At 76.8% G+C, this 26,380-nt stretch carries 32 protein-coding genes; 14 read left to right on the top strand and 18 right to left on the bottom strand.

Annotated features, from left to right (window positions below; translation table 11 throughout):
• Nucleotides 1-12: 12 nt before the first annotated feature.
• From ACYQBY_RS12630 to ACYQBY_RS12600, 7 genes are read right to left on the bottom strand one after another with little or no spacing between them, the layout of a single operon-like run.
• Complete coding sequence (locus ACYQBY_RS12630) at nucleotides 13-366, bottom strand: DUF4913 domain-containing protein (protein ID WP_459644199.1); 354 nt, start codon at nucleotides 364-366, stop codon at nucleotides 13-15.
• On the bottom strand, nucleotides 363-2,150 hold the full coding sequence (locus tag ACYQBY_RS12625; protein ID WP_459644198.1) for a type IV secretory system conjugative DNA transfer family protein: 1,788 nt from the start codon (nucleotides 2,148-2,150) through the stop codon (nucleotides 363-365). Before ACYQBY_RS12625 ends, ACYQBY_RS12630 begins: the two co-directional genes overlap by 4 nt.
• Complete coding sequence (locus ACYQBY_RS12620) at nucleotides 2,147-3,652, bottom strand: ATP/GTP-binding protein (RefSeq protein ID WP_459644197.1); 1,506 nt, start codon at nucleotides 3,650-3,652, stop codon at nucleotides 2,147-2,149. Before ACYQBY_RS12620 ends, ACYQBY_RS12625 begins: the two co-directional genes overlap by 4 nt.
• The gene (locus ACYQBY_RS12615) at nucleotides 3,649-5,151 is read right to left on the bottom strand and encodes an SCO6880 family protein (protein WP_459644196.1); all 1,503 of its coding nucleotides are present in this window, start codon (nucleotides 5,149-5,151) and stop codon (nucleotides 3,649-3,651) included. Before ACYQBY_RS12615 ends, ACYQBY_RS12620 begins: the two co-directional genes overlap by 4 nt.
• Nucleotides 5,138-6,580, bottom strand: coding sequence for a TrbL/VirB6 family protein (locus ACYQBY_RS12610; RefSeq protein ID WP_459644195.1), 1,443 nt, complete (start codon nucleotides 6,578-6,580; stop codon nucleotides 5,138-5,140). The genes ACYQBY_RS12615 and ACYQBY_RS12610 overlap by 14 nt, the downstream gene beginning before the upstream one ends.
• Nucleotides 6,580-7,347, bottom strand: a complete 768-nt coding sequence (locus tag ACYQBY_RS12605; protein WP_459644194.1) for a hypothetical protein — start codon at nucleotides 7,345-7,347, stop codon at nucleotides 6,580-6,582. Before ACYQBY_RS12605 ends, ACYQBY_RS12610 begins: the two co-directional genes overlap by 1 nt.
• 46 nt (nucleotides 7,348-7,393) lie before the next feature.
• A complete protein-coding gene (locus ACYQBY_RS12600) occupies nucleotides 7,394-7,699 on the bottom strand; it encodes a hypothetical protein (RefSeq protein WP_459644193.1) in 306 nt (101 codons plus the stop codon).
• Nucleotides 7,700-8,154: 455 nt separating this feature from the next.
• Between ACYQBY_RS12600 and ACYQBY_RS12595 the strand changes: the two genes are divergently transcribed.
• The 3 genes from ACYQBY_RS12595 to ACYQBY_RS12585 all read left to right on the top strand — a co-directional run bounded on the left by ACYQBY_RS12595 (nucleotide 8,155) and on the right by ACYQBY_RS12585 (nucleotide 10,968).
• Complete coding sequence (locus tag ACYQBY_RS12595) at nucleotides 8,155-8,757, top strand: hypothetical protein (protein WP_459644192.1); 603 nt, start codon at nucleotides 8,155-8,157, stop codon at nucleotides 8,755-8,757.
• Nucleotides 8,754-9,884, top strand: coding sequence for a M23 family metallopeptidase (locus ACYQBY_RS12590; RefSeq protein WP_459644191.1), 1,131 nt, complete (start codon nucleotides 8,754-8,756; stop codon nucleotides 9,882-9,884). The genes ACYQBY_RS12595 and ACYQBY_RS12590 overlap by 4 nt, the downstream gene beginning before the upstream one ends.
• A 148-nt stretch (nucleotides 9,885-10,032) precedes the next feature.
• Nucleotides 10,033-10,968: a LysR family transcriptional regulator gene (locus ACYQBY_RS12585; protein WP_459644190.1), complete on the top strand. Its 936-nt coding sequence runs from the start codon at nucleotides 10,033-10,035 to the stop codon at nucleotides 10,966-10,968.
• Between the two features lie 21 nt (nucleotides 10,969-10,989).
• On the opposite strand, the gene ACYQBY_RS12580 is transcribed toward ACYQBY_RS12585, so the two are convergent.
• Both ACYQBY_RS12580 and ACYQBY_RS12575 read right to left on the bottom strand, forming a co-directional pair.
• The gene (locus tag ACYQBY_RS12580; protein ID WP_459644396.1) at nucleotides 10,990-11,643 is read right to left on the bottom strand and encodes a LuxR C-terminal-related transcriptional regulator; all 654 of its coding nucleotides are present in this window, start codon (nucleotides 11,641-11,643) and stop codon (nucleotides 10,990-10,992) included.
• Between the two features lie 32 nt (nucleotides 11,644-11,675).
• A complete protein-coding gene (locus ACYQBY_RS12575; RefSeq protein ID WP_459644189.1) occupies nucleotides 11,676-12,977 on the bottom strand; it encodes a PspC domain-containing protein in 1,302 nt (433 codons plus the stop codon).
• Nucleotides 12,978-13,091: 114 nt separating this feature from the next.
• Between ACYQBY_RS12575 and ACYQBY_RS12570 the strand changes: the two genes are divergently transcribed.
• Genes ACYQBY_RS12570 through ACYQBY_RS12560 form a run of 3 tightly spaced genes read left to right on the top strand, consistent with a single transcriptional unit; the run spans nucleotide 13,092 to nucleotide 16,205 of the window.
• A complete protein-coding gene (locus tag ACYQBY_RS12570; protein ID WP_459644188.1) occupies nucleotides 13,092-14,804 on the top strand; it encodes a PspC domain-containing protein in 1,713 nt (570 codons plus the stop codon).
• On the top strand, nucleotides 14,801-15,061 hold the full coding sequence (locus tag ACYQBY_RS12565) for a hypothetical protein (protein ID WP_459644187.1): 261 nt from the start codon (nucleotides 14,801-14,803) through the stop codon (nucleotides 15,059-15,061). The genes ACYQBY_RS12570 and ACYQBY_RS12565 overlap by 4 nt, the downstream gene beginning before the upstream one ends.
• A 43-nt stretch (nucleotides 15,062-15,104) precedes the next feature.
• Nucleotides 15,105-16,205 (top strand): aldose epimerase family protein, encoded by a 1,101-nt coding sequence (locus tag ACYQBY_RS12560; protein ID WP_459644186.1) that lies wholly within the window; start codon nucleotides 15,105-15,107, stop codon nucleotides 16,203-16,205.
• A gap of 25 nt (nucleotides 16,206-16,230) precedes the next feature.
• Here the strand turns inward: ACYQBY_RS12560 and ACYQBY_RS12555 are convergent, their stop codons facing one another.
• Nucleotides 16,231-17,175 carry an oxygenase MpaB family protein gene (locus tag ACYQBY_RS12555; RefSeq protein WP_459644185.1) on the bottom strand — a complete coding sequence of 315 codons (945 nt, stop codon included), beginning with the start codon at nucleotides 17,173-17,175 and terminating at the stop codon, nucleotides 16,231-16,233.
• 206 nt (nucleotides 17,176-17,381) lie between these two features.
• Nucleotides 17,382-17,759: a RidA family protein gene (locus ACYQBY_RS12550; RefSeq protein ID WP_459644395.1), complete on the bottom strand. Its 378-nt coding sequence runs from the start codon at nucleotides 17,757-17,759 to the stop codon at nucleotides 17,382-17,384.
• Nucleotides 17,760-17,921: 162 nt separating this feature from the next.
• Here ACYQBY_RS12550 and ACYQBY_RS12545 point away from each other — a divergent pair, with 162 nt between their 5' ends.
• Nucleotides 17,922-18,290 (top strand): winged helix-turn-helix transcriptional regulator, encoded by a 369-nt coding sequence (locus ACYQBY_RS12545; protein WP_459644184.1) that lies wholly within the window; start codon nucleotides 17,922-17,924, stop codon nucleotides 18,288-18,290.
• Between the two features lie 128 nt (nucleotides 18,291-18,418).
• Nucleotides 18,419-18,844: an NAD(+)--rifampin ADP-ribosyltransferase gene (gene arr / locus ACYQBY_RS12540; RefSeq protein WP_459644183.1), complete on the top strand. Its 426-nt coding sequence runs from the start codon at nucleotides 18,419-18,421 to the stop codon at nucleotides 18,842-18,844.
• A 14-nt stretch (nucleotides 18,845-18,858) separates the two neighbouring features.
• Here the strand turns inward: arr and ACYQBY_RS12535 are convergent, their stop codons facing one another.
• Nucleotides 18,859-19,329, bottom strand: a complete 471-nt coding sequence (locus ACYQBY_RS12535; RefSeq protein WP_459644182.1) for a VOC family protein — start codon at nucleotides 19,327-19,329, stop codon at nucleotides 18,859-18,861.
• A gap of 139 nt (nucleotides 19,330-19,468) precedes the next feature.
• On the opposite strand from ACYQBY_RS12535, the gene ACYQBY_RS12530 reads away from it, so the two are divergent.
• Complete coding sequence (locus ACYQBY_RS12530; RefSeq protein WP_459644181.1) at nucleotides 19,469-20,068, top strand: GNAT family N-acetyltransferase; 600 nt, start codon at nucleotides 19,469-19,471, stop codon at nucleotides 20,066-20,068.
• A gap of 12 nt (nucleotides 20,069-20,080) precedes the next feature.
• On the opposite strand, the gene ACYQBY_RS12525 is transcribed toward ACYQBY_RS12530, so the two are convergent.
• Complete coding sequence (locus ACYQBY_RS12525) at nucleotides 20,081-20,587, bottom strand: N-acetyltransferase family protein (RefSeq protein ID WP_459644180.1); 507 nt, start codon at nucleotides 20,585-20,587, stop codon at nucleotides 20,081-20,083.
• A gap of 47 nt (nucleotides 20,588-20,634) precedes the next feature.
• On the bottom strand, nucleotides 20,635-20,832 hold the full coding sequence (locus ACYQBY_RS12520) for an NAD(P)H-dependent oxidoreductase (RefSeq protein ID WP_459644179.1): 198 nt from the start codon (nucleotides 20,830-20,832) through the stop codon (nucleotides 20,635-20,637).
• A 3-nt stretch (nucleotides 20,833-20,835) separates the two neighbouring features.
• Between ACYQBY_RS12520 and ACYQBY_RS12515 the strand changes: the two genes are divergently transcribed.
• On the top strand, nucleotides 20,836-21,348 hold the full coding sequence (locus ACYQBY_RS12515) for a MarR family winged helix-turn-helix transcriptional regulator (RefSeq protein ID WP_459644178.1): 513 nt from the start codon (nucleotides 20,836-20,838) through the stop codon (nucleotides 21,346-21,348).
• Between the two features lie 43 nt (nucleotides 21,349-21,391).
• On the opposite strand, the gene ACYQBY_RS12510 is transcribed toward ACYQBY_RS12515, so the two are convergent.
• The gene (locus ACYQBY_RS12510; RefSeq protein WP_459644177.1) at nucleotides 21,392-22,096 is read right to left on the bottom strand and encodes a helix-turn-helix transcriptional regulator; all 705 of its coding nucleotides are present in this window, start codon (nucleotides 22,094-22,096) and stop codon (nucleotides 21,392-21,394) included.
• 90 nt (nucleotides 22,097-22,186) lie between these two features.
• Between ACYQBY_RS12510 and ACYQBY_RS12505 the strand changes: the two genes are divergently transcribed.
• Nucleotides 22,187-22,633, top strand: coding sequence for a hypothetical protein (locus tag ACYQBY_RS12505; protein WP_459644176.1), 447 nt, complete (start codon nucleotides 22,187-22,189; stop codon nucleotides 22,631-22,633).
• 32 nt (nucleotides 22,634-22,665) lie between these two features.
• Nucleotides 22,666-23,325 carry a GTP cyclohydrolase II gene (locus tag ACYQBY_RS12500; RefSeq protein ID WP_459644394.1) on the top strand — a complete coding sequence of 220 codons (660 nt, stop codon included), beginning with the start codon at nucleotides 22,666-22,668 and terminating at the stop codon, nucleotides 23,323-23,325.
• A 61-nt stretch (nucleotides 23,326-23,386) separates the two neighbouring features.
• Here ACYQBY_RS12500 and ACYQBY_RS12495 read toward each other — a convergent pair whose 3' ends face one another.
• Both ACYQBY_RS12495 and ACYQBY_RS12490 read right to left on the bottom strand, forming a co-directional pair.
• The gene (locus tag ACYQBY_RS12495; RefSeq protein WP_459644175.1) at nucleotides 23,387-23,947 is read right to left on the bottom strand and encodes an AAA family ATPase; all 561 of its coding nucleotides are present in this window, start codon (nucleotides 23,945-23,947) and stop codon (nucleotides 23,387-23,389) included.
• 97 nt (nucleotides 23,948-24,044) lie between these two features.
• Entirely contained in the window at nucleotides 24,045-24,518 is a 474-nt protein-coding gene (locus ACYQBY_RS12490; RefSeq protein ID WP_459644174.1) for a grhN, read from the bottom strand.
• 142 nt (nucleotides 24,519-24,660) lie between these two features.
• Between ACYQBY_RS12490 and ACYQBY_RS12485 the strand changes: the two genes are divergently transcribed.
• Together ACYQBY_RS12485 and ACYQBY_RS12480 are read left to right on the top strand one after the other, a co-directional pair.
• Nucleotides 24,661-25,101 (top strand): protein-tyrosine phosphatase family protein, encoded by a 441-nt coding sequence (locus ACYQBY_RS12485; RefSeq protein WP_459644173.1) that lies wholly within the window; start codon nucleotides 24,661-24,663, stop codon nucleotides 25,099-25,101.
• Between the two features lie 89 nt (nucleotides 25,102-25,190).
• The gene (locus ACYQBY_RS12480) at nucleotides 25,191-25,607 is read left to right on the top strand and encodes an ankyrin repeat domain-containing protein (RefSeq protein WP_459644172.1); all 417 of its coding nucleotides are present in this window, start codon (nucleotides 25,191-25,193) and stop codon (nucleotides 25,605-25,607) included.
• Between the two features lie 33 nt (nucleotides 25,608-25,640).
• On the opposite strand, the gene ACYQBY_RS12475 is transcribed toward ACYQBY_RS12480, so the two are convergent.
• Nucleotides 25,641-26,300, bottom strand: coding sequence for a response regulator transcription factor (locus ACYQBY_RS12475; RefSeq protein ID WP_459644171.1), 660 nt, complete (start codon nucleotides 26,298-26,300; stop codon nucleotides 25,641-25,643).
• Nucleotides 26,301-26,380: the final 80 nt, after the last annotated feature.

Below are 26,380 nucleotides of genomic sequence, written 5' to 3'. Positions count from 1 at the left end.
CCGGGCCGCGGGTCAGGACAGCGCGCCGGGTGGCGGGTCGCCCACCGGCAGCGGTGCCAGCCGTTCCTGGTGGCCCTTGTCGGGCGAGCACCCCCGGAACGGGCCGTCCGGGTCGAACAGCACCGCCATGTGGTGGTCGGCGTGGTCCCGGAACCACACCGACACCCCGGTCCCGGGGTCCGCCTGCAGCGCCTCGAAACCCCGCCACAGCGCACCGAGCCGCGCGACCGCCTCCGGGTGCTCCCACCAGTGGGGGCACCACGTGCGGTTCCTGCCGTCCACGGGGCGGCGGTACACCTGCGCGAGGTAGTTCCGCACGAAGTCCGGCAGCGACCCGTAGAGGGGTTCGCAGAACTCCCCGCTCACCGGCGCCACCACCTCGCGCGCCGGTCCGCGCCCACGGCGGGCAGCGGTTCCACCGGCCCCGCCGCACCCGCGCCGCCGGCCGGGTCGTGCGCGCGCAGCGACGCCCGCACCGCCGCCGCGTGCGGCCCCTGCGTCCACGGCAGCGTGCGCGCCAGGGTCGGGGGCGTGCCGGAGGCGACCACCACGGCACGCCCCCTCGGCAGCGCCCCGAGGTCCGCCACGTCGAGGACGCGGTCCCGGCGCGTGGAACGGCTCACCGAGCGCCCGCCCCTGCCGGAGGAGACCGACACCGCCCCGGCGTCGAACTCCCCGACGAGCTGGGACAGCTCCGACAGGAACTCCACCTCCGACACGCCCCCGCCGTACACCTTCACGTTCGCCGCGGACCACAGCTTGCGCATCCCCTCCCGGCCCCACACCTCCACGCCCTGCGACCACGACTGCAGGATCGTCATGACGCAGATCCCGCGGGAGCCGTAGTGGCTGTACAGGTTCGGCAGGTCCTTCCAGCGGCACACGTTCGCGGCCTCGTCGAGGACGGCGACCAGCGGCACCGGCAGCCGCCCGCCCGGGGAGCGCTTCGCCAGGTCCTCCGCGGCCTCCGTGACGGCGACGGTGAGCGCGGTGACCAGCGGGCCGGCCGAGCCGCTGCCCTCCCGGGAGAGGCTGTAGAGCGTGGAGCGGGTCCGGACGAACGCGTGCGGGTCGAACCGCGCCCGCGGGTCCGCGGGGCCCGCCGGTGTCACCCACGCCACCGCCCTGCGGTTGGTGAGGAACGCGACGAACTGCTTGGCGGTGCCGTACACCCCGGCGCGCTGCTTCTCCGGGGAGTTCACCGCCTCCGCCACGGACGCCGCGTTCAGCGGGAAACCGTGCCGCCGCAGGATCTGCACCGGCTCGTCCTCGGTGGGGTCCGTCAGCCACAGCAGCACCTGCGTCAGCGGGCGGCCGTCCAGCGCCGCCGCCAGCAGCACCCCCGCCAGCAGTTCGCGCCCCGCGGGCTCGAAGAACGCGTCGGTGCGGGCGCCGGGCTCCCGGCCCGCGCCGGCGAACACCTCCGCCAGCGCCGCCGCCCGCACCTCGTCGGTGACGTACGTGAGCGGGTCCCACCACCAGCCCGCCGGTTCCTCGGCGATCCCCTGCGGGTCGAACACCCACACCTGCCCCGAGGCGGCGCGCGGGTCGCGGGTCGCGTCGACGAGGTCGCGCTTGTTCGACGTGGCCAGCACCGCCCCCGGTGCCTCGAGGACCGCCGGGATCGCCCGGGACGTCGTCTTGCCCGTGCGCGGCCCCCAGATGTCCACGGACACGTCCTCCCAGGAGGAGTACAGGACCTCCCCGTCGGCGAGGGACACCGCCACGGGCAGGCCCGGTGCGCCCCGCACGCCGAGGCGCTCGGCCGTCGCGGTGGCCCCGCGCCGCGTCAGGTGCCGCAGCTCCCCGGCCCGGGCCATGCGGCGCGCGGCGCGGTCCACCCGCGAGCCGCCCGCCCGCACCCGCCGCACGAGCGCCCACACGCCCGCCGCGGCGCCCGCCGCGAGGACGGCGAGCGCGGCGAGCACGTACGTCGCCGTCGCGGGCCACGGGACCTCCCCCCGGAACACGGCCACCGTCAGCGCCACCGGGTTGGCCGGCAGCGCCCCGGGGACCGCGCCGAGGGCGGCGGCACCCCGCAGGGCGGCCGTCACGGCGCCCGACACCACGACCACCGCGCCCACCGCGCCGAGGGCCAGGACCGCCTGGGGTTCCGGCCCGGCGCGCTCCCCGCGCCCGGTGGCGCTCACGCCGCCCCCTCCGCGCCCAGCACACCCGCGCGGGACGCGCTGTGCCACAGCTTGTTCGTGTCGTTGATGCTGCGCTCCGCCGACGTCAGCGCCACCTGCACCGGGATGCCCGGCCTGCCACCGACCTTGACGAGGAACTTCCCGCGCCCGGGTGGCTCGGCGTCCCGCCCGGCGGTGGAGTCGAACGCGGGCGGGTCCTGCCAGCCGATGAGCAGGTCCTGCTCGGCGCGGGAGAACGGGACCGCCGTGTTCAGCATCGGCATCTCCGCCGCGGGCAGCCCACCGCAGATCACCATGCCCGAGCGCTCCACGAAACCCCTCGCCTTCATGCGGTCCTCCTCGCCGGGGAGGGAGAGGAGGTCGCTCATCGTGTGGGTGATCATCGCCATGCCGACACCCCGCTGCCGGTTGAGGCGGGTGAGGGCGTCGACGCGGTCGACGATGCCGCGCCCGGCGCGCAGCGCCCGCCACAGCTCGTCGAGGATGACGAAGTAGTGCCGGCGCGGCTCCAGCCCGGCGTCGGCCAGGGCGTGCGCGACGTTCACCGCGCCGAACCCGTAGGACCAGCACGCCAGCAGCACCGCGGCCTGCAGGTCCATCTCGGAGTCGTCGATGCTGCTGACGTCGAACACCACGGGGCGGTCCCGGCGCATCGGGACGCTCGTGGGCCGGGAGAAGATCTCGCCCAGGCGGCCACCGCCGGCCAGGCCGATGAGCGTGGCCTCCAGCCCCTCGGTGATCTCCTGGTAGCGCGACAGGTCCCCCCGGTCCAGGGCGACGTGGCGCACGTCCTCCGGTGCCTCCTGCACCACCCGCAGCAGGTCCCCCAGCACCGGGACACCGTCGTGGCGCTCGTCCAGCACCCGCAGCGCCCGGTCGAGGATGGTCTCCTCCCGGTCGGTCGGGGGCGCCGAGCGCATGATGGTGACCAGGGAGGACACCATGGCGTGCCGCCGGCCGTGCGCGTCGGCCAGGACGGCGTGGCGCGCGGAGCCGGTGAGCCGCTGCGCGGCGGCGCCCGCCTCCCCGGGGTCCAGGACGTTCAGGTGCCCGCGCCCCCGCCCGAGGCTGATGACCTGCCCGCCCACGGCCTCGACGAGGTCCACGTAGTCGGGTTTCAGGTCCCCCAGGACCAGGGGCAGCACGCCGTACCCGGTGAGCCCCAGCGCCATCCGCCGCACGATGGTGGACTTGCCCAGCCCCGGCTTGCCCAGGACGAACGCGCTGGGGTTGGAGATGAGCTTGGCCCGCTGGAACCAGGAGATCGGGTCGCAGCACAGCGTCGAGCCCGACAGCAGGTTCCGCCCGAGCGGCACGCCCGTCATCGGCGAGCCCGTGCCGGCCGCGAACGGCCACAGCCCGCACACCTGCACGGTGGTGCCCCGCCACTCGTCGGGGGCCTGCACGTACGTCGAGGAGCCCCCGCCGCGCCCGGCCCAGCCGCGCGGACCCGGGACGGGGGCGCTGCGCGGGCGGGCCTTCCCGCGCCTGCCGGTGCTCACAGGGACTCCCTGATCTCGGAGGGGACCCTCAGGTGGGCGGGCAGCACCAGGCCCAGCGGCAGCGCCGCGGCGAACGCGCTGTCCTGCGAGCCGTAGACCGGCCGCACCACCAGCCGTGCGGTCGCCGAGAGGTTGTCCACGGCGGCCACGGCGTCGGGGAGGCGCCCGACGTCGTCCACGGTGGCCGTGACGAGCATCCCGAAGTTCACGAGGTTCGCGCCGCGGGCCTCCTCCTCGGCGGTGGCCGCCGCCGACCGGGCCGCGGCCAGCGCCCGCGCCGAGGGCCGCTCCGACGTGGTCGTCCTGAAGTCGGCGTCGCGCTTGTCCTGCTCCGCGATGCGCGCGGAGCGGGCCGGGTCGAACGGCCGGTACAGCATCGTCACCCGCTTGCGGTCGACCTCCGGGTGCGGCGCCAGCAGCTGGGACAGGACGGAGGAGTGGACGGAGCCGCGGGGGGCGGACGTCATGGACCACGTCACGGACACCGCCCCGTCGTGCCGGTAGTGGTCGTGGCGGGCCTCGGCGTAGGTGGGGCCGACGTCGCCCCAGTCCAGGTCGGGCGCCTGCCCGGCGGCGTGCGCGGCGTCGACGAGCCGGGCGGCGTGCGGGTCGTAGGCGACGCGCACCACCTCGCACAGCTCGCGGGCGGCGACGGGGCGGGCCGCACCCGCCCCGGTGGAGTGCAGCCCGTGGGTGAGCCCCGGCAGGCGCGAGGCCAGTTCCCGGCCCATCTCGGGGGTGTCCCGGCGGCGCCCACCGGAGCGGGCGGTGGAGGAGAACGTCAGGCTCACCCACGCGCGGACGGTCGCGGAGCCCTCGGGGTAGCTCTGCAGGACCTCGGCGAGCATGGCGCGCGCCAGGGCGGGTGCGTCGGGGTCCACGTTCGCCGTGACCTCCCGGTGCAGGCGTGCCCCGGAGTCCGGTGCGGTCTCCACCGTGACGGCCGCCGCCACCAGGCCCGGCTCGCTGCCCAGGGCGTTCAGCCACCCGCCCCAGTGCGCCACCCAGGAGTCCACCTGCTCGGTGTCGACGAGGGACGCCCCGTCGGGTTCGGTGGCGATCACCACCGTGTGGTGCCCGGTGGCCGGCACCCGCAGCAGCGCGAAGGGGCGCCCGTAGGAGTCCTGCCACTCGCTGAGCTCGGACGCCGCGGCGAGGCCGGGGAGCTGGAAGGTGCCCCAGGGGGTCCGCCCGAGCGGGCCGGAGCGGTACAGGTTCGCCCCGGTGGCCCGCGCGTGGCGGCTGCCGAGGAACGCGCCGATGCGCTGCAGCAGGCTCCGGCCGTGCCGGTCCCGCACCACCAGCGTCCCGAGGAACAGGGCCGTGACGGCGGCGACGGCCACGGCCGCCACGATCCCGGCGAGCATCGTCGTGACGATCGTGGCGACGAGCCCGGCGAGGAGCAGCAGCGTGCCCAGGGTCCCGAGCTGGCCCAGACCGGCGGACTGCGGTCTGCGCCAGTTCCCGTAGGTGCGTGCGGGTCGTTCAGCGACTGCCACTGGGTCCCTCCCCGGTCGTGTCCCCGACGGCCGCCTCGCTGACGGTCCGTGCGCTCTCGTGGGCCTTGTGCGCGGCCTGCGCGGCCTTGGCGGCGACGGCGGCGGCCGCCCCGGCCGGTCCGGCGGCCGCGGCCGCCCCGCCGGCGGCGGCACCGGTGGACGCGCCGGCACCCGCGGCGCCGGCGGAACCACCGCCCGCAGCCGCGCTGCCGGCACCGGACGTGGCACCGGACGTGGCACCGGACGTGGCACCGGACGTGCCGCGGGACGTGCCGCGGGACGTGCCGCGGGACGCGGCGGGGTTCGCACTGCCGGATGCGGCGACCCGCCCCGAACCGGAGCTCGAACCGGAGCTCGAACCGGAGCTCGGACCGGGGTTCGGGCCGGGGCCGGAACGGGAGCCGGGTACGGGTGGGGCGCTGCCGGAGGGGCCCTTCCCGGTGTCCTTCGCCCCGTCCGGCAGCCACGAGCCGACGGCGCCGGAGACGGCGGCGCCGGAGCCACCGCCCGCGGTGGCCGAGACCACCGGCACGACGAAGCGCATGAGCGCGGGCAGCGCGAACAGCGCGAGGACCATCAGGGCGATGCCCGTCACGACGTCCGTGAAGCCGTCCGCCGTGACCCGCGTCATCCCCGACCGCGGGTCCACGACGCCCAGGCCGTCCTGCGTCCCGACGAGCGCGAACGCCGTCGCGTAGACGATCGCCGCGGCGGGCTTGTACAGGATGAACGCGACCAGCCAGCCCACGCACCGCTGGAACCACTGACGTCCCACCTCGGTGTTCGTGAAGGACGCCGCCAGCGGCAGGATCCCCACCAGCAGCACCAGCATGGCCCCGCGGACCACCATGAGCAGGATCTGCAGGAGGCCGGCCAGGAACGCGAGCCCGCCGAGCAGGATGACGACGAGCGGCGTCAGCTGCGGGGCCGCACCGTGCGTGAGCAGCAGCAGGGCGAGCACGTTCTCGCGGAAACCCGTCGAACCGACGGCCTGGTCGATGAGGTGGACGGAGAAGCTGTCGGCGGCCCTGACGGCCAGGCCCGCCCCCACCGTCCCGGCGGCCGTGGCCACGACCATGGTGATCAGGGACCGCAGCAGTTCCCGGCCCGGTTCGGCGCGCTGCTGCCACGCCATCCGCATCCCCGCGATGATGATCGACAGCACCGCCATCGCGCCGGCCCACCAGGACAGCTCGCCCTGCAGGAAACCGACGGCCGGCGACAGGTCCTCGCCGCCCGGCGTGCGGGTGATCTGGACGCTGGGCGCGTGCACCCAGAAGGTGCCCAGGCTGGCCAGCGCCGTCCCGAGCGCCTCCACGACGGCGCCGGCCATCGACTCCAGGGCGTCGCCGACGACGCCCTGGAGCTTCTCGGAGATCTCGGCCTGCACGTTGCACCGGAGCTGGTACCAGGCGCAGTCGTCCGCCATCACAGGCCCGACCAGTACACGTAGCCGGTCAGGTCCGGCAGACCCTGGACGCCGGCGGTGAACTCCCCGGCGTCGTCGAGGACGAGCTTCCAGTCGCCGTCCTCCCAGCGCAGGGTGGCCGGCCAGCTCACGTACCCGGTGCGGCCTCCGCCCTCCCGCACGGCGAAGGCGAGGTCCACGGTGGCCTCGGCCGCCGTGTAGGCGAGCACCTGGAAACCGGTGACCTGCACGCCGGGTCCGGAGGGTTCCGGCCGGACGCCCTCGGCGGCCAGGCGGCGCAGCGCGGCGTCGCGGCCGGGCCCTGCGGCGGTCAGCTCGCGCATCATCGGCCCGACGAGGGAGGGGACCCCCGTGGTGGCGAACACCCCGGCCGCTGCCAGCACGGCACCGGTGGGGGAGTGCGCGTAGCAGGTCCGCAGCCCGTCGGTCACCCTGCCCGGCCCGAAGGTCCGCGGTGCGCTCGGGACGGCCGTGCCGTCCAGCAGTTCCCACGTGACGCCCTGCGGTGCCTGGCGCGGGAGCACCTGCGGACCCTCGGGCAGGCCGCAGGTGCTCGGGTCGGCGGCCGGGGCGGTGTCCGCCGGAGCCGGAGCCGACGGTGCCGGTGGCGCCGGCGCGGGTGCCGCCGTGGCCCGCCCGGGGTCCGCGCCGCCCGTGAGCACCAGCGTCAGGCCGCCCGCTGCGACCATCGCCAGGAAACCGGCCGAGGCGAGGAAACCCGGCTGGTGCCAGGAGGGACCCGTCCCCCCGTCTGCCGTCCTGTCCACCACGTGTCCCTCCCGTCGTGCCGTCCGTCCGGGCTCTCGGCGCTGCTCAGACGAAGGCGCCGACGAGACCCGAGGCGGAACCGATGACGACGCAGCCGGCGAGGACCCACAGCAGGCGGGTGCCGTGCTCGCCGCCCCGGCCGTCGCGGGAGGCGAGGGCCATCATGGCGCCGGTCGTGATGACGCCCAGGACGCAGACGGCGAACCCGAGCCACGCGGCCCAGCCGAGGATCTTGACGAGCTCGGCCGAGCCGGGAGGCGCGGTGCCGGCGCCGGGGTTGGGGACCTCGGCCGCCAGGCCGGCCACCGGGGCCATCGCCACGGCGGCGTCGAGCGCGAGCTGGGTGAGCATTCCGGATCTCTCCTTCAACGGGTGCCGCGGATCACGGCGAGGGTGGGAACCAGCGCCCGCACGTCCCGGACCTGGCGGCGGAACTGCTCCCGGGCGGCCGGTGACCCGGCCGGCCGGAGTTCGGTGGGGCTCACCTGTGCCGTCCTCCGAGGAGTGCGTCGACCCTTCAGGCGTGACCGTGGGTCACAGGAGGGGGAGGCCTCGGCAACGTTAGGACAGGTCAGGGAACTCCCGCAGCCCTCTGCCTCCGGATGGCGTAACGCAGAGTCACAAGGGTGAGAGGCGCTGGCCTGTTCGGGGGACCGGTGCGGGCTTCCCCTCCGCCGCGTCGGCGCGGGCTGTTACGCAGAGGGGGAGGGGATCCGCCCGAACCCTCCGGAACCCGGTGCGAGGCCGGGGCGGACCCGGGACGGGACCGGGGCGGCGGGTTCGGCGGGCAGCCGAGGAGGAAGACCGTGCGAGGGCGACACCGGCAGGTGGTGGCAGGGGCGGCGGCGCTGCTCGCCGTCCTCGCGGCGGCCTGCGGAACCCCGGACGGCGGCGCGGCGGAACCCACCGCGCCCGCCGGCACCGCGGGCGTCCCCGCCGACGAGCACGACCACGACCACGGTTCCGGCCCGGAGACCCTCGAGGAGTTCGCCGGGGCGGTCGAGCAGGGGACCGACGCGTACTCCGCCGTCCACCCCGGTGCCGCTGTCGGGGACGGCGGAGCGGAACCCGTCTGGGACGACGCCTCCCGCGCCGGGGCCGTCCGGGTCGCCGGGGACCTGCTGCGCGCGTTCGCCCGCCGGGACCTGCCGGCCGGGGAGTGGTTCGACGGGATCTCCCCGATGCTCTCGCCGGTGGCCGCGCAGGACCACCTCGGCACCGACCCGGTGAACGTCCCGGTGGGCGCCGTCACCGGTGAGCCCGTCGTCACCGACTCCTCCAGCGTCTGGCTGGCGCGGGTCTCCGTGCCCACCGACGTCGGTGCCTACGAGGTGCTGCTGAGCCGGACGGGGCGGGGCGCGCCCTGGTTCGCCGAGCGCATCACGCCGCCGGGGGGAACCGGGCCGTGAGAGCGGTCCTCGTCGTCCTCGTCGTCCTCGTCGCGCCGTTCCTCCTCCTCGGTGGTTGCGGTGCGCTCGTCCTCCTCAGCGTCGTCACGGCCCCCGCGAGCGGCTGCGGGGCCTCCGCGGTGGCCGTCCCGGTCGACGTCTCCGGCGTTCCGCAGGGCCCGGTCGGCGAGGGCGGCTGGCGCGGCGTGCAGCTCGTCAACGCGGCCCACGTCATGAACGCCGCCGCCGCCCTGGGACTGGACCGGCAGGCCCAGCAGATCGGGGTGATGACCGCCATGGGCGAGTCCACGCTGAGGGTGGTGGACCACGGGGACCGCGCCGGCCCCGACTCGCGCGGCCTGTTCCAGCAGCGGGCCAACGGCGCGTGGGGGTCCTACGCCGACCGCATGGACCCCTTCACCTCGGCCACCAACTTCTTCAGGGCGCTGCAGCGGGTGGCGGGCTGGCGCAGCCTGCCGCCGACCCTCGCGGCGCACCGCACACAGCGCAACGCCGACCCGGACCACTACGCGAAGCACCACGCGGACGCGGTGGCGGTCGTGGCGGCCCTGTCCGCCGCCGGGGTCGGGACCGGCACGCAGCCCACGGCACTCCCCGCCGCCGCGACACCCGCGGCGGGCCCCGCGGCGCCGCCCGCGGTGGTCCCCGCGGGCCCGGACGGCGCCGTTCCCTGCCCCGGCACCGACCCTGCGTTCGGGCCACCGGCCGACCTGCCCGCGGGGGCGTGGGTCCTGCCCACCGACGGGCCGGTCACGAGCTCGTTCGGCATGCGGCGCCACCCCATCTCGGGGGTGGTGAAGGTGCACACGGGTACCGACTACGGACCCGGCTGCGACGCGCCGATCCGGGCCGCCGCCGCCGGCACCGTCGTCCAGGCCGGGCCTGCCAGGGGCTACGGCAACCTCGTCGTCCTGGAGCACGCCGGCGGCGTCCTGACCCGGTACGCGCACATGTACGCGCGCGGCGTCCTCGTGCGCGTCGGGCAGCAGGTCCCCGCCGGGCACGTCGTCGGCCTCGTCGGCAGCGCCGGCTCGTCCACCGCCTGCCACCTGCACCTCGAGGTCAAGGTGGGCGGGGACTTCACCGACCCGGTGACCTTCCTCCGCGGGCGCACGAGCACCGCCTGAGGCCCACCGCGGGACACCCCGGGGGGGACCGCTCCGGCGGCCGTCCGCGGGGGGCCGGGCATAGAGCGGGGGGAGTTCTGCTTATGGTGAACGGCGGTCTGCACGGCCACGGAGACGTGGTGCGGGCCCCGGTGACCCAGGAGACCAGTTGGATCTGCAGCAGTTGCGCTACTTCGCGGTCCTGGCGGAGGAGCTCCACTTCACGCGTGCTGCGCGTCGGCTCTACCTCGACCAGAGCACGCTGTCCGCAGCCATCCGCCGCCTCGAGCGGGACTTCGGCGTGCAGCTCTTCGACCGCAGCAGCCGCCGGGTCTCGCTCACCGAGGAGGGCAGGGCGCTCGTGCCGGAGGCCCAGCGACTCCTGGCCGCCGGCGACCGCTTCACCGCCGCCGTCGGGCGGGCCCGCTCCGGCCCCGCCAGGCACCGGCTCGTCCTCGGCCTCTTCCTCGGGCCCCGGGCCGCCGCGGAGCTGACCGGGCCCATCGTGCACGCCTTCCGCGCCCGCCACCCCGAGCTCGCCCTCGACGTGCGGCCCCTGGACATCGAGGACCCGTTCGGGGCCACGCACCCCGACATGGACGTCGTCCTCGGGCGCGGCCCCGGGCTGCCCGGCGACGTCGTCACGCCCCTGTTCAGCGAGCAGCGGGTCGTCGTCGTCTCCTGCGACGACGACCTCCCCGGTGCCGGGGAGCTGGCGCTCGACGACCTGGGCGACCGCCCCTGGGTCGGGTACGAGCAGTGGCCGGAGCACGCGCAGCCGCTGCTGTCGACCGTCGACCTGCGCGCCGACGGCATCGACGTGCCCCGCAAGGAGCTGGAGGTGCAGCCCTTCGCGCAGGTGGTGGTCACCGCGGGCCAGGAGGGCCTGCTCGGCGCCAGCGTCGGCTCCGCGATGCGGCTGGCCCACCTGCCCGGGAAGGTGGCACGCCCCGTGCCCGAGCTCGGCCTCATGTCGACGTGCGTCTACGCCCGCCGTGACGACATGCGCACCCGCGCCTTCACCACCGTCGCCGTCGAGATCGCCGGCACCCTGCTCGCCCTCGTGCCGGAGGCGCAGGCCCCCGGCCGGGACGGCGGCCGCTGAGACCCCGCGGCGGCGCGCCCCTCACAGCAGGCGGCGCGCCGCCGCCCACCGGGTCAGCTCGTGCCGGCTGGACAGCTGCAGCTTGCGCAGCACCGCCGACACGTGCGTCTCCACGGTCTTGACGGAGATGAACAGCTCCCGCGCGACCTCTTTGTAGGCGTAGCCGCGCGCGATGAGCCGCATCACCTCGCGCTCCCGGGCGGAGAGGCGGTCCAGCTCGTCGTCCACGGCCGCCACCTCCCCCGAGGTCGCGCCGAACGCGTCGAGCACGAAACCGGCCAGGCGGGGGGAGAACACGGCGTCGCCCTCCGCCACCCGGTGCACCGCGGCGGCGAGCTCCGCGCCGCCGATGGTCTTGGTGACGTAGCCCCGCGCGCCCCGGCGGATGACGGCGATGACGTCGTCGGCCGCGTCGGAGACGCTCAGCGCCAGGAAGCGCACGGGGCGCTCCCCGGTGAGCAGCTCCGCGCACTGCGCCAGCACGGAGGCGCCGCCGGAGCCGGCGGTCGCGGCGGGCACGGCCCCGTCGGACTCCGGCAGGTGCACGTCCAGCAGCACCACGTCCGGCCGTTCCGCGCGCACCACCGCCACCGCGCCGGTCACGTCCGCGGCCTCGCCCACCACCTCGATCCCGCCGTCACCGGCCAGCTCCGCGCGCACCCCGCTGCGCACCATCCGGTGGTCGTCGACGATCACGACGCGAACCGTCACCGGCCCTCCTCCTCCCCGCTCCTGAGCGGCAGCCGCAGCGCCACCTCGGTCCCCCCGCCGGGGGCAGGCCGGACGTCCGCCCTGCCCCCGGCCCGCTGCATGCGCCCCAGGATGGACTCCCGGACCCCCAGGCGGTCGTCCGGCACCGACGACAGGTCGAAACCCGGGCCGCGGTCGCGCACGAACACCTCCACCCCCGAGGGGCCGTCCGCCTCCGCGTAGACGCTCACCGCCCCCCCGCCGTGCCGCGCGGCGTTCAGCAGCGCCTCCCGGCACGCCTGCACCAGCGCGACCGTGCGCCGCTCCAGCGGCCGCTCGTCCAGGTTCCCCACGACGATGACCTCCACCGTCGCGCCGTGGGCGTCCTCCACCTCCGCCGCGGCCTCCCGCAGCGCCGCGCCGAGGGTGCCGTCCTCCAGGCGGCTGCTGCCGTACAGCCACGCCCGCAGGTCCCGCTCCTGGGAGCGGGCCAGGCGTGCCACCTCCGCGGAGTCGGCGCTGCGGCGCTGGATGAGGGCCAGGGTCTGCAGCACCGAGTCGTGGATGTGCGCGGCGAACTCCGCCCGCTGCTGCTCCCGGGCCAGGGCGGCGCGCTCCTCGCCGAGCTCCGACCACAGCCGCACCGCCCACGGCGCCAGCACCAGGCCGGTGCCCGCCAGCACCGCCAGGGCCGCCAGCAGCGAGCTCCACAGCGCGGTGACGTCCGCCCCGCCCAGCAGCAGCACCACGCCGACGCCGACGAGGAGCAGCCCGGCGGCGACCCGCGCGGCGGCCATCCGGCCCGTGCTGCGGTGCAGGCCCGCACCGGCCACGAGGCGGGCGCGGCGGGTGGCGTCGAGCTGGCTCCAGGCGATGACGACGCCGGCGACGAGGGTGAGGACGGGCACGACGGTGCCGGCGGTGAGGGTCGTCCCGGTCAGGCGGATGGCGTTGGCGGCGGCCACCAGCACCAGGGCCGCGCCGAGGATGACGTCGCGGTGCTCCAGCACCCACCCGGCGGTGTCCGGCCGCAGGGGACGCCTCCCCGCGGCCCGGGCCGCGGCGTCCCGCGTGTCCGGGACCAGCAGCCAGCACACCGCGTAGAGCACGACACCGAAACCGGCGACGAGGGCGAGCAGCACCAGCGCGGCGCGCACACGGGCGACGGGCAGGCCCAGGTGCCCGGCCAGGCCCGCGGCGACCCCCGCGACGCGGCGGCCGGTCGCGGGCCGCAGGAGCAGCGCGGGCGTCCCGGGGGGCGCGGTGCCGGGGGGCGCGGTGCCGGGGGGTGCGGTGCCGGCGGGGGCGGGAGGGGGCACGACGTGATCGTGGCACGCGGACCCGCCCCGCCGGGACCCCCGCGGGGAAGGACCAGGGTCGGCTCCGGGGTTCCCCTGATGCCCGCGCGGCGGCGCGCCCGGCAGCATCGGGGCATGGACACGACCGAGGCCCGCACCGGGCCGGCCGACGCGGGGGGGACGCCCGTGCCCGGCGGTGCGGAGAAGGTGTTCGGGGCGGTCCGCCGCCTCGGGGTGCAGCGGGACGCGGACCGCTGGTTCACGGGGGTGTGCGCGGGGACCGCGCGGCGCCTGGGGGTCGACCCCGTCGTGGTGCGGGCCCTGTTCGTCGCGCTGACCGTCGCCGGCGGCCTGGGCCTGGCCCTGTACGGGATCGCGTGGGCGTTCCTGCCCGACGCCTCGGGCCGGATCGAGGCCGAGCGCGCGCTCGCCGGGGACGTCTCCGGCGCCCTGGTGCTCGCCGGGGCCCTGGTGGTCGTGGACCTGTTCACCGGCCAGGGCCTCTTCGCGTGGGAGAGCTGGGGTGCCTCGCCCGGCTGGAGCGCGCTGGTCACGGTGCTCGCCGTGGCCGGGGTGGGGTGGCTGGTGCGCGAGCGCCTGCCGCAGCGCGGGAGCACCCGCGCCGCCGCGCCGCCGGCCGCCACCGGACCGGCGCCCGCGCCCGCCGCCGCCCCGGCGCCGACCGTGCCGCCCGTCGTGCCGCTCTCGTTGCGCAAGGAGGCGCCCCGGGCGGGGTCGGCCGCCGCGCCGCAGCCCGCCGTGCTGCCGGAACCCGCCGTGCTGCCGGAACCCGCCGTGCTGCCGGAACCTGCCGACCTGCCGGAACCCGCTGCGGTGCAGCGGGAGGCGCTCGAGCGGGACCGGGCCGACTTCGAGCGGGCCCGCCAGGAGTTCCAGCGCGGCCGGGAGCAGATCGGCCGCGGCGCCGAGCGGGCCGCGCGGGCGCGCGCCGAGGCGGAGCTGCGCCGGCGTGAGCGGGCGCTGCGCCGCCGGCCCGGTTCCCCGCTGCTGACCGCGGCGTGCCTGGGCCTGGCGCTGCTCGCCGCCGGCGTCGTCGTCGTCCTGGACTCGCTCCTCCACCTGCCGGGGGACGTCGTCCCCGTCGCGCTGGCCGCCCCGGCGCTCGTCCTGGGCGCGGGTGCGGTGGTCGCCGGCCTGCGGGGACGGCGCACCGGGACGGTCGCCCTGGGCGTCCCGCTGGCCCTCGCCGCCGCGCTGAGCTCGGTCGTCGTGAACGAGGGACCCGTCGTGGTCGGCGAGGACGACTGGCGGCCCACGGGTTCCGGGGTGCACGCGCGGGACGTGCTCGTCGGGGAGCTGCGGCTGGACACCTCCGGGCTGCTGCGCCCGGCGGGCGAGGCCCCGGCGCGCGCGGAGGCGAGCGTCGCCGCCGGGCACCTGGTGGTGGCGACGGGCGCGGGGCAGGCCGTCCTGGTGCTCGGTGCGGCCGGCAACGGCGACGTGGACGCCGACCCCGGGGCGGCGTGGCCGCTGACCCGCGGGGAGGCGCAGGCGCTGTACGGCGCGGACCCCCTGCCCGTCGCGGGGGTGGAGGACGACGGGGAGGCGGAGGCGTTCGTCGTCTGGCCCGGGGTGGACGGCCCTCCCGGCGGGAGCTGGGACGCCGCCGACGCCGCGGAGATCGACGTGGTCGTGGCGGCGGAGGCGGGCGCGGGGCAGGTCACCGTGCTCGGGGAGCAGCCGGGACCGGCTCCTGAGGCGCCGCCGGTTCCGGAGGCGCCGCCGACGCCGCCTGCGCCGGTGGACCCCCCCGCGCCGGTGGAACCCCCCGCTGCGCAGGAACCGCCGGCCGTCCCGGCCGCGGCCGCCCCGGCAGGTGCCCGGTGAGCGCGCAGGAACCCCTCGCGCCCCGGGAGCCGGCGCGGCGCGAGCTGTCACCCGTGCACGTGCCCGCCGTCGTGATGGGCCTGGTGCTCCTGGCCGTCGCCGGGCACGTCGCCCTGCGCGAGCTGACCGGCACGGTGCTCGACTGGCGGTGGCTGACCGCCGGGGTGCTGCTCCTCTCCGGTGCCGCGGTGGTGCTCTCGGTGATCGTCGCCGCGGTGCGCTCCGCGCTGCGGGACGGGGACACCGACGGCGGCTGAGGTCGCGCGGCGCCCCGACCGGTCAGGCCGTAGGGTCGCCGCCATGGCGAACGGCACGACCGGCAGCGGCGCCCCCGTCCACGAGCCCGACTGGGGCCGGACCCCCGACGGCACGCCCGTCGGCCGCTGGGTCCTCACCTCCGGCGACGTGCAGGTGGCGCTGGTCGACCACGGCGCGCGCCTGCAGTCGGTGCTGCTGCCCGGCGCGGACGGCGAGGTGGCCGACGTGGTCCTCGGGTTCTCCTCGCCGGAGCCCTACGCGGGCAAGGGCCGCTCGTTCGGCGCGACCGTCGGGCGTTTCGCCAACCGCCTGCGCGAGGGGCGTTTCACCCTGGACGGCACGGCGTTCCAGGTTCCGCCCACCGAGCGGGGCAACGCCATCCACGGAGGCCCGCACCCCTTCAGCGGAAAGGTCTGGGCGGCGGAGCCGCTGACCGGTGCGGACGGGCCCGGCGTGCGGTTCTCCCTGCTCAGCCCCGACGGTGACAACGGGTTCCCCGGGAACCTGCGCGTCGCCGTGGAGCACGTCCTCACCGGCCCGCCCGGCGCCCCCGTGATCCGGACGACCTACACGGCCACCACGGACGCCCCGACCGTGCTGAACCTCACGAACCACGCCTACTGGAACCTCGCCGGGGAGGGCAGCGGCCTCGTCGACGGCCACGTCGTCACCGTCGCCGCCGAGGAGTTCCTGCCCGTCGACGCCACCGGCCTGCCGACGGGGGAGCTGCGCGCGGTCGCGGGCACGCCGTTCGACTTCCGCACCCCCCGCGCCGTCGGCGAGCGGGTCACCGACGCCGACGAGCAGCTCGAGCGCGGCAAGGGCTACGACCACTGTTTCGTGCTGGCCGGGACCCCCGCCGGTTCCCGGCCCGTCGCGGTCGCCGTCACGGTGGAGGACCCCGCCTCGGGCCGGCGCCTTGAGGTCGCCACCGACCAGCCGGGCGTGCAGCTGTTCAGCGCGGGCTCCCTCGCCGGGACCCTCACCGGGAAGTCCGGCGCCGCGTACGGGCCGCGCGCCGGCCTGGCCGTGGAGACGCAGGGTTTCCCCGACAGCCCGAACCGCCCGCAGTTCCCGTCCACGGTGCTGCGCCCGGGGGAGGAGTTCCGCTCCACGACGGAGTTCCGCCTCTCCGTGCGCTGACCCTCCCAGGGGCCGCCGCGAGCCCTCAGCCCCGCGTCAGCCGCCGCTCGGCGACCGCCAGGTGCGGCCACAGCGCCAGGCGCGACGGCAGCAGGGGACGTGCCGTGCGCACCGCCGTGCGCGCCGCCGCGGCCACGGCCCGGCGCTGTGCGGTGCGCTGCAGCCCGTAGCCGTCGGCCACCGCGGGCGGCAGCAGGTCCGCGGTGACCGCCCGGGCCAGCGTCCCCGTCCCGGGCAGCGGTGGGCTGAACCTGGTCCCCAGGACGTCCGCGGCCACCGCGCGGGCGGTGTCCGTCACCACGAGCCCCGCCACGGCGCGCGCCCAGTACCCCTCGAAGTCCCGGTGCGTCGCGGGCACCACCGCGTCCGTCACCCCGAACAGCCGCCCGAACGGTTTCATCTGCTGCCAGTAGGCCTCGCGCAGGTCCGCGCCCACCGGGCGGCCGCCGTAGCGCGCCAGGACGTCCAGGGCGGTGTGCACGAGGGTGGCGTGCACCCACAGCGCCAGGTGCGGGTCGCCCGCCCGGTACGCCGTCCCCGCGGGGTAGCCGGGCAGGTCCTGCGGTGTCCGGCCCCGCACCCGCGCGTGCTGCCGGCCCACGTCCTGCGCGGCCCCGCGGGCCTGCTCCGTGTCCCCGAACGCCACGGTCAGGACGGCGTGCAGGGTTCCCAGCAGCCGGTGGCCCGGGTCGGAGCGGTAGCCGCTGTGGTCGGCGACGCCCTGCAGGACGAGGGGGTGCGCCATCTGCAGCAGCAGGGCCGCCGGGCCGCCCAGCAGCAGCAGCCGTTCCGAGGCCACCGACCACAGCGCGTCGTGGGGGTCGCTGACGCCCGGGTCGCCCGGCCGCCCCGGAGGTGGGGGTGGGGGGAACAGCGAGCGCACGTGCGTGCGCGGGTGCCGTCCCCGCGGTGCCCGCACACCGGCCGGCGCCGCTGCGGAGGCCGCGTCGCCGGCCGTGTCGGTGCTCACCGGCCCATGCTGCCCGTGGACGGGCGCAGGGCGCCCGTCGGGGGTCCCCGCCCGGGGCGGGGTGCTGAGCCCGTCGCCGCGGTGGTCGCGATCGCTCAGGCGGTCCGCGTGCCGGCCGGGGCGACGACGTCCCGCACGAGGGTGCGCAGCCACCGGTGGGCGTGGCCCGCGGCCACCACGTCGCCGCCGTCGCCGGGACGGGCCCGTCAGTCGAGGACGGCGGTGGCCTCGACCTCCACGAGCACATCGGGCTCGAACAGATGATCGACACCGATCAGGGACGCCGGCGGCAGCGGCTGCGGCAGCCCCAGTTCCCCGGCGACCTGCTCGACGCCGGCCATGAAGGACCCGATCTTCTCCGGGCTCCAGCCGGTGACGTAGAAGGTCAGCCGGACGACGTCACCGAAGCCGGCGCCGGCGGCCCGCAGGCCGGTGGCGGTGTTGCGCAGGGCGTGGGCTACCTGACCGGTGAGGTCGCCCGGTGCCAGCGCCCGCCCCTCGGCGTCACGGGCGATCTGGCCGGCGACGTGGACGTGCCGGGCGCCGGTGCTGATCGCGACGTGGTGGTAGGGGACGGGCCGCATGAGGCCGTCGGGGCTGATCAGCTGAACGCTCACGGGTTGCTCCCTCGTTCGGGTGGGTGGGGACGGGTTCTGCGACCGGACCGGCCGGCGTGCTCGCGGCCCGCGAGCCGGTATCCCCTTGCTACCTGGTCACCGCAGGGAACTTCAACGAAACTAGGTGTCGTGACGGAAACCGCGCAGCCGCCGCACGAGGCGCTCGAGCTCACCACGCCCCACCGCGAACTGCTCGACCAGGTCCTGGACAAGTGGTCGCTGCAGGTGCTGGAGGAGCTGTGCGAGCGCCCCTCACGCTTCAGCGAGCTGCGTCGCGCCATCCCGGAGGTGACCGGGAAGTCGTTGACGGCGACGTTGCGACGGCTGGAGCGCAACGGGATCGTCGAGCGCTCGGTCGTGGGGTCGCGGCCGGTGGCGGTGGAGTACCGCATCACCGCCTTGGGCAAGACCCTCCGCGAGCCGATCGAGGCGCTGTTGCGCTGGACCACGGCGCACATGCCCGACGTGGAGACCGCCCGCGCCCGCTTCGACGGGTGACGTCCCCGCGCCGTGGCCCGGTGGGCCGGTCCCGGGACGCGGCCGCTCCCGGACTCCAGGCACCGGCGTGGACACCGCGCCCGCCGTGCGGCACGGTCTGACGTGGAGCGGTTGCACAGGAGGTGGGGATGTCCGGGCCGACGGCGTTCGAGGTGTACGAGCCGGGAGTGCTGCTGCACGGCACGAAGGCGGATCTGGCGGTGGGGGACGTCCTCGTCCCCGGGCACCGCTCCAACTTCGGCGGCGGCCGGACGGCGAACCACGTCTACGTCACCGAGACCCTGGACGCCGCGGCGTGGGGAGCCGAGCTGGCGGCCGGTGAGGGCCCCGGGCGGATCTACGTCGTAGAGCCGACGGGCCCGCTCGAGGACGATCCCAACGTCACGGACAAGAGGTTCCCGGGCAACCCGACCCGGTCGTACCGCACCCGGGAACCCGTGCGGGTCGTCGGCGAGCTGCGGAACTGGGTGGGGCACCCACCGGAGCAGCTGCAGGCGATGCGGGACGGCCTGGCCGAGCTGGAGCGGACGGGCCGCGCGGTCGTCCACGACTGAGGCCCGCGCCGGTGTCAGACCGGGGCGCCGGCCTCCTGCGCCGTGGTCGCGCACTCTCCGCGGCCCCCCGGTGTCGCCGCCGGATCCATCCAGACGACCTGCCAGCCGTGGCCGTCGAGGTCGAAGAAGCTGCGCGAGCACATGAAGCCGTGGTCCTCCAGGCCGTCCGCCTCGACACCGCCGGCGGCCAGCGCGGCCCCGGCGACCGCGTCGACCTCCTCGCGGGAGGACACGCTGAAGGAGTAGAGCGCCAGCGCGTGCGTGGCGGCGTCGGCCATCGGCAGCTTCGAGTGCTCCGCGAACTTCTCGTGGCCGAGCAGCATGACGGTGGCCTGCTCGCCGACCAGCATGCAGGCGGCGCTCCCGTCGCTGAAGCGAGGGTCGAAGCCGAACCCGAGCCGCGAGAAGAACGCCCTGCTGCGCTCGGGGTCGACGACGGGAAGGCTCACGAACAGGGTGCGGCCGGGGTGCGCGGGGGTGGTCACGGTGGGCCTCCGGGTCGGTGGTGTGAGAGGTGTGTCCTGGTGGACCCGGCGCGGGGGTGGAACTCATCGGTGACCGGGCCGCGCGTCGCCGTCCGGTGCGGGCCGCCGCTGGTGGGCCGCCTGCTGGCATGCTGGCGGGATGAGCGGCTGCGGCGGCGATGTCGGTGACCCGCTGGACGCCGTCCCGTGGCCGCTGCGCACCGAGCGCCTGACGATCCGCCGGGTCCGCGCCGCGGACGGGGAGGCGATGTGGCACTACCGGTGCTCGGGCGAGGTGGCCCGGTGGACGGGGTGGCAGCCGGTCCACCGCGCGGACTGGGAGGACCTCCTCGGCAGCCGGCTGGGCCGCACCCTGGTGGTCGAGCACGACGGGCGGATCGTCGGTGACCTGATGGTCAGGATCGAGGACGGCTGGACCCAGCGCGAGAGCGCCGAGCGGGCCCGCGGGGTGCAGGCCGAGCTCGGGTGGACGCTGGACCCGGCCTTCCGCGGCCGCGGGCTCGCCACCGAGGCCGTGCGCGAGCTGCTGCGCACGTGCTTCGAGGACCTGGGCCTGCGCAGGGTCACGGCGAACGCGTTCGCGGCGAACGAGGCGTCGTGGCGGCTGATGGAACGGATCGGCATGCGCCGGGAGCTGTACGGCGTCCGCGACTCCCTGCACCGCGACCTGGGCTGGCTCGACGGGGTGGGGTACGCCCTCCTGGCCGAGGAGTGGGCAGCTCCGGGCGCGGAGGCCTGATCCCCTGCGGCGTCAGGGAACCGCCGCGGAACGGACGAGGCGCACCGCCCGGACGCCGCCCTCGGTCCTGCTGTGCCCGTCGGGCGCGAAACCGTGCCTGCGGTAGAAGGCCTGCGCGCGGGGGTTCGGGTCGGCGACCCACAGGGCGGCCGGCGCCGCCGGGTCCAGGACGGCGTCCAGCAGCGCCGGCCCCGCCCCGCGGCCGTGGTGGGTCGCGTCGACGTACAGCACGTACAGCTGGGCGCCCCAGGTCGCGTCGGTGTCCTCCGCCGGTCCGGACATCGCGATGCCGATCACGGTGCCGTCCAGCTCGGCGACGGCGACCCGGTTGCCGCCGAACCGCTCGTCGGTGAGGGCGCCGGTCCAGAAGCGCTCCCGGGCGGGCAGGAGTTCCGGATCGTCCAGCACCGCGTCCGGCATCAGCCCGCGGTACGTCTGCCGCCAGGAGGCGACGTGCACGCGGGCCATCTGCGGGGCGTCGGCGGCCACGGCCCGGCGGACGGTGACGTTCGGGACCACGCGGTGATCCTAGGGACGGGGCGGGTGGTGGTGCGGGGGCGCGCCCCTCAGCCCGCGCCGGCCGGCCGTCGCGCCCCGCCCGGGACGTCGCGCAGCGCCGCGAACCGGCGCCGCACCCGGGTCAGCTCCCGCGCGCGGCCGGCCGGGGCGGGTTCCTCGTACGCGAAACCGGGCGTCAGGACGCGGTCCAGGAAACCCTTGGTCCCGGCGGGCATCGACATCCACCAGGTGGGGAAGACGAGCACGAGGTGGTCGGCCGCGGCCAGGCGGGCCTGGATCGCGGCGACGTCGGGGGGCGGGGGCTCGCGCAGGCGCCGGCCGCGCAGTTCGCCGTCGCCACGGTCACCGACCTCTGGTACCTGGCCCGGCGCGCCGTCCACCGGTGGGAGCGGGTCCTCGACGCGGAACTGCGCGAGGCCGTCGGCCACCCGCTCGGCACGTACGCCCTCCTGTGCGCCCTGCAGGAACCCGCCTGCACCAACCAGCAGGACGTCGCCGGGATGCTCGGCCTCACCAAGGGCAGCGTCAGCCGGCAGGTCGACGCGGCGGTGCGCGCCGGGCTCGTCGTGGCGGAGGTCTCCCCCTCCTCCCGGCGCGAGAAGCAGGTCCGCCCGACCCCGGCGGGCGAGGAGGTGCTCCGCCGCGGCGGTGGGCTGCTCGCCCGCCGCGCACCCGACGCGCCGCCCGGGGACGTCGCCGCCACCCTGCGCACGCCGGCCGGGATCGGCGCTCGCACGGGCGCCACCGCACCGGAGGGGTGAGGGGCTCCACGCAGGAGCGCGGTGTGCGGGAGCGGTGCGCCGGCTACGGGCCCTCGGTGCCGAGGACCACGCAGCAGCGGTCGGGTGCCGGTTCCAGCCGTGCGGCGAGCCGGCCGCCGGAGGTTCGCCGGGCCAGGGCGGCGACGAGGGCGAGGTTCATGCTGCAGACGAGCCGGGTGTGCTCCCGGGCGAGGGCGTGGAACGGGCAGTTGGCCAGGGTGATGTCCGCGCCCCGGAGCCGGGGCTCGAAACCCTGGGCGGCCAGTGCCCGGCAGGTGCGCTCGACCGGTTCCGCCGCGTCCGCCGCGTCGCCCCCCGCCTCCGGCGCCGCGGCTGCGCCCAGCTGCTCGCCGGTGGTCGTGGCCGCCGCGGAGAGCGCCTCGAGGACGGGGGTTCCCTCGCGCGAGGAGGTGTCGATGGCCTGGGCCATCAACTGCGCGGCGAGCGCGTAGCGGCGTTCGGGCAGGGTCACCTCCACCTCGTGGGGTGAGCGGGAGTAGAGCTTCGTCGGGCGCCCTGCGCCGGGGCCGCTGCGGCCGGAGAGGCGTCTGTGCTCGACGACGAGCAAGCCCTCCTCGGCGAGCTTGTCGAGGTGGAACTTCGCGACGTGGCGGGCGATGCCGGCGGCCTCGGCGGCCTGGTCCCGGCTGACGGGCTCGGGGCTGGCCGCGACGAGGAGGTAGAGCTGCCGCCGGGTCGGGTCGGCCAGTGCCGCCACCCCGGACACCTGCTGCGCGAAGTCGCGCACGGCGCACCTCCCTCTAAAAGACAGATTGATTGACGTAAGACCGGCGAACCTCTAGCGTCAACTCTATCGTCCTTTAGAGAGAGGCCCCTCATGGCGCTCCACGCCCGCACCCCGGCCGCCGCGCAGCCCACCCGCACGGATCGGGCGGCCACCGCCTCCCGGCAGTCGTTCCTGCTGCTGCGCACCGCCTTCACCGTCGCGCCGATCGCCTTCGGTGTCGACAAGTTCCTCGGCGTCCTCACCGACTGGGACCGCTACCTCGCGCCGCAGCTGGACCGGCTCGTCCCCGGCAGCGCGCACCAGGCGATGCTGCTCGTCGGCGTCGTCGAGATCGCCGCCGGGCTCCTCGTCGCCGTGCGGCCCGCCATCGGCGGCCTCGTCGTCGCGGCCTGGCTCGCCGGGATCATCGCGAACCTCCTCCTGATCCCCGGGTACCACGACGTCGCCCTGCGCGACGTCGGGCTCCTCCTGGCGGCCGTCGCGCTGTTCCGCGCCGCCACCGCGCACCGGCGACCGGTCACCGGAACCCACCCGTGAACCCCGCCCCGGCCACCCTCCCCGCCGCCCGCATGCCGCTGCCGTCCGTCTCGCCGGGGGTGGTGGTGCGCACCCGGGTCCGCGTCCCGCTGCGCTTCGCCGACGGCTACGCCACCACCGGTGACGTCTTCACGTTCAGCGGTCTGTCCGACGGGCGCGAGCACCTGGCCCTGGGCCTGGGCGACTGGCGCGGCGCGCTGGCACGCTCGGCCACCGGTGGACCCGCCCCCCTGGTCCGCCCGCACAGCGAGTGCCTCACCGGAGACGTCTTCGGCTCCCAGCGCTGCGACTGCGGCCCCCAACTGCGCGAGGCCACCCAGCGCATCACCGACGCCGGCGGCTTCCTGCTCTACCTGCGCCAGGAAGGACGCGGCATCGGGCTGTACCCCAAGCTCGACGCCTACGCCCTGCAGGACCAGGGCCTGGACACCTACCAGGCCAACCTCGCCCTGGGCCACGGCGAGGACGAACGCGACTACACCCCCGCCGCCCAGATGCTCCACACCCTCGGCGCCACCCGCATCACCCTGCTGAGCAACAACCCCGACAAAGCCACCCAGCTCAGCGCCCACGGCATCACCATCACCGCCCACACCCCCACCGGCGTCCACCTCACCGCCGCCAACAGCCGCTACCTGGCCACCAAACGCGACCACACCGCGCACACCCTGGACCTGAGCCCCACCGGCTGACGGGGCGGAGGAACCTCACCCGGCACCGTGCCCGCGCCACGGGTGCGCCCGGGAACCGCGCTCAGCGGGGGCCGGCCGGGTGTCCGGAGACGTCCGGGAGCGAGGGCCAGCGGGCGCAGGCCCACGCCGACCAGGTGCCGTACCCCGGCGGCGGCGGGGGCACCGCTCCGCCCTGCAGCTCGTCGGCGCTCGGCTCCTGGAAACTGCGGCGCCAGCGCCCGAGGTCCTCGGCGCTCATCGCGACGGTCTGCCCGGGGGTGCGGGCGTAGCGCTCCCGGACCCGGGCCAGCTGCGTCCCGGCGTCCAGGTCCAGGAACTCCAGGCGGCACTCGGCGCCGACCGAGGCGAACAGCCAGCGCAGGGCGGAGCGCTCGTCGCGGCTCCACAGCCCGAAGTCGACGACCACGTCGAGGCCCAGCCCGGCCACCCGCAGCGCGGTCTCCAGCAGCCGTCCCTCCAGGACGTCCCGCCTGCCACCGGCCTCGGGCTCGCCGAAGAGGGGGAGCATCCACTCGTCGGGGGTCAGGCGCAGCGCCCGCCGCTGCTGCTCCAGCTCCCGCGCCCGCACCGTCTTGCCGACGCCGGGGAGCCCCACCATCAGGAACACCGTCGCCCTCGTCAACGCTCCCGGCTCCCTCGTCCCGGTGGGCAACCGCGACCCGGTCCACGGGAGACCCGTACGCCCGCCGGGCGGTGCCGTCCCCGGACCGCCCCCGCGGTCAGCACGGCGGGCCCAGCACCAGGACGCTGCGGTGCGCGGCGAGTTCCTCGTCACCTGGCCGGGCCCCCGCGGGAACGCGCAGGGCGATCCTCTCCGGGGTGATGCCGGCGTCGAACGCGGCGCGGAAGACGGCGCCCACGCCCGCGGGGTCCTCGACGAGCGTGACGTGCACCGGCGTGAGGCGCCCCCGGGCGAGCAGCGTCGCGTCCGCGCCACCGCGGAAGTTCACCCGCCACGGTGCGCCCGTGAAGACGACGTCCCGCCCGCCGACGCGGTGCACGGCGACGGGCACGTCGAGGTGGCGACCGCTGCGCCGCCCGGTGAACCGGAGGACCGCGACCGGCATCCGGCGCCCGAGGCGGGTGGGGGCCAGGCGCCGGACCACGGGGTTCACCAGGTGGTCGACGAGCCACCGGGGCGGTCGCCGGTCCCGGACCGTCCCCGCCGGCCGCGCTGCGTCGCTGTGGTCCACGCCTCTTCCTACCGCACCCCCGCACCCCGGGGAGGCCCGCCGCCCCCGGGGTGCGGGGGTGCCCCGGTGGGCGCCGGGGCACCGGGGCGGCTCCCGGACCGGTAGCCCGTCCCCGACCGCCGCCCGCGCCTACCGTGGTGCGGTGGACGGGTCGTGGGACGAGCGGGCACCCGGGGTGCTGCTGCTGCCCAGCGGGCGGTCGGTGCGCGGGCGTGCGCTGCGCCGTCCGCCGCCACCGGGTCCCGGCCCCGGTTTCGGTCTGTACCTGCTGGCCCGGGAACCCGGTGCCGTGCCGTGGCCCTGGCGGTGGCTGCGCTGGCCGGACTTCCGGCTCCCAGCGGACCGGGAGGCCGCGGCGACCGCGCTGCGGCTGACGTGGCGGCTGGCCGCGGAGCGGCGGGTGGAGGTGGCCTGCGGTGGCGGGACGGGCCGCACGGGCACCGCGCTGGCGTGCCTCGCCGTGCTGGACGGGGTTCCGGCGCACCAGGCCGTCCCGTACGTGCGGGCGCGCTACCACCGGCGTGCCGTGGAGACACCGTGGCAGCGGCGGTACGTCGAGAACTTCGCGGCCGCGACCCGCTGAGGGCCGCCCGGTGCGCGAGCCCGGGACCGGTCACCGGCGCCGGCGCCCGGACCCGCCGCGGCGCGCGGGTCAGGCCCTACGCTCGTGCGGTGAGCGAACCGACCACCCCGCACGACCTGACCGCCGAGCAGCTCGACCTGCTCCGGGCCGCGTTCGACCTCGCCCGCGGCGGGCACACCGAGCGCCTGGCCGAGCTCCTCGACGCCGGCCTGCCCGTCAACCTCACGAACTCCTCCGGCGACACGCTGCTCCTCCTCGCGGCGTACCACACGCACGCCGGGACGGTCCGGATGCTGCTGGAGCGCGGGGCGGACACCGCCCGCGTCAACGACAAGGGCCAGACGGCGATCGCGGCGGCCACGTTCCGCCGCTCCGCCGAGGTCGTGGCGGCCCTGCTCGCCGCCGGGGCGGACCCGCAGCTGGGGGAGCGCTCGGCGGTGTCGATCGCGACGTTCTTCGACCTGCCGGAGATGCTGGAGCAGCTGCGCGGGGGACCGGCGGCCTGACCCCTCCCCGCGCCGCCGACCGCCGGCGGCGGCTCACACCCGTCCCGGTGTCCCGTCGAGGTAGCGCAGGACCGCGGCGACCCGGCGGTCGGTGTCGTCGGCGGGGGACAGGCCCAGCTTGGCGAAGATGCTGCGGATGTGCTTGTGCACGGCGCCCTCCGTGACGAACAGCCGCCGCGCGATCGCCGTGTTCCCGAGCCCCTCGGCCATCAGCGCGAGGACGTCGCGCTCGCGGGGGCTCAGGCGTTCCAGCTCCCCGGCGCCGCGGCCGCGGGTGAGCAGCTGCGCGACCACCTCCGGGTCGACCGCCGTGCCCCCCGCCGCCACGCGGTGCAGCGCGTCGAGGAACTCCTCCACCCTCCCCACGCGCTCCTTCAGCAGGTACCCCAGGCCGGCCGTGCCCCCGCCGAGCAGTTCCGCCGCGAACGCCTGCTCGACGTGGGCGGACAGCACCAGGACGGCCAGACCGGGCACCCGGCGCCGGGCCTCCACGGCCGCCACGATGCCCTCGTCGGTGTGGGTGGGGGGCATCCGCACGTCCACGACGGCGACGTCCGGCCGGTGCGCGTCCACGGCCGCGAGGAACTCCTGCGCGTCCGCGACGGCGGCCACCACGTCGATCCCCTCGGCCCGCAGCAGCAGGGCCAGGCCCTCGCGCAGCAGCAGGTCGTCCTCGGCGATCACGATCCGCACTGCGGTCCCCCGGTTCCCGGCACGGCGCCATCGTGCCGCACGCCCGGCCCGGTGGCGGTACAGCAGGCTGCACCGCCACC

This window comes from Kineococcus anabasis (assembly GCF_054590795.1).
The sequence above is the reverse complement of the archived record's forward strand: the minus strand, read 5'-3'. Positions and strand labels throughout refer to the sequence as shown.

What these genes read in the sequence shown, in the direction of transcription:
- ACYQBY_RS12610 (WP_459644195.1), bottom strand. Translation starts at nt 6,580, where the DNA reads ATGGCGGACGACTGCGCCTGGTACCAGCTCCGGTGCAACGTGCAGGCC.
- ACYQBY_RS12600 (WP_459644193.1), bottom strand. Translation starts at nt 7,699, where the DNA reads ATGCTCACCCAGCTCGCGCTCGACGCCGCCGTGGCGATGGCCCCGGTG.
- ACYQBY_RS12580 (WP_459644396.1), bottom strand. Translation starts at nt 11,643, where the DNA reads ATGGTGCGCAGCGGGGTGCGCGCGGAGCTGGCCGGTGACGGCGGGATC.
- ACYQBY_RS12570 (WP_459644188.1), top strand. Translation starts at nt 13,092, where the DNA reads ATGGACACGACCGAGGCCCGCACCGGGCCGGCCGACGCGGGGGGGACG.
- ACYQBY_RS12560 (WP_459644186.1), top strand. Translation starts at nt 15,105, where the DNA reads ATGGCGAACGGCACGACCGGCAGCGGCGCCCCCGTCCACGAGCCCGAC.
- ACYQBY_RS12550 (WP_459644395.1), bottom strand. Translation starts at nt 17,759, where the DNA reads ATGCGGCCCGTCCCCTACCACCACGTCGCGATCAGCACCGGCGCCCGG.
- arr (WP_459644183.1), top strand. Translation starts at nt 18,419, where the DNA reads ATGTCCGGGCCGACGGCGTTCGAGGTGTACGAGCCGGGAGTGCTGCTG.
- ACYQBY_RS12530 (WP_459644181.1), top strand. Translation starts at nt 19,469, where the DNA reads ATGAGCGGCTGCGGCGGCGATGTCGGTGACCCGCTGGACGCCGTCCCG.
- ACYQBY_RS12505 (WP_459644176.1), top strand. Translation starts at nt 22,187, where the DNA reads ATGGCGCTCCACGCCCGCACCCCGGCCGCCGCGCAGCCCACCCGCACG.
- ACYQBY_RS12500 (WP_459644394.1), top strand. Translation starts at nt 22,666, where the DNA reads ATGCCGCTGCCGTCCGTCTCGCCGGGGGTGGTGGTGCGCACCCGGGTC.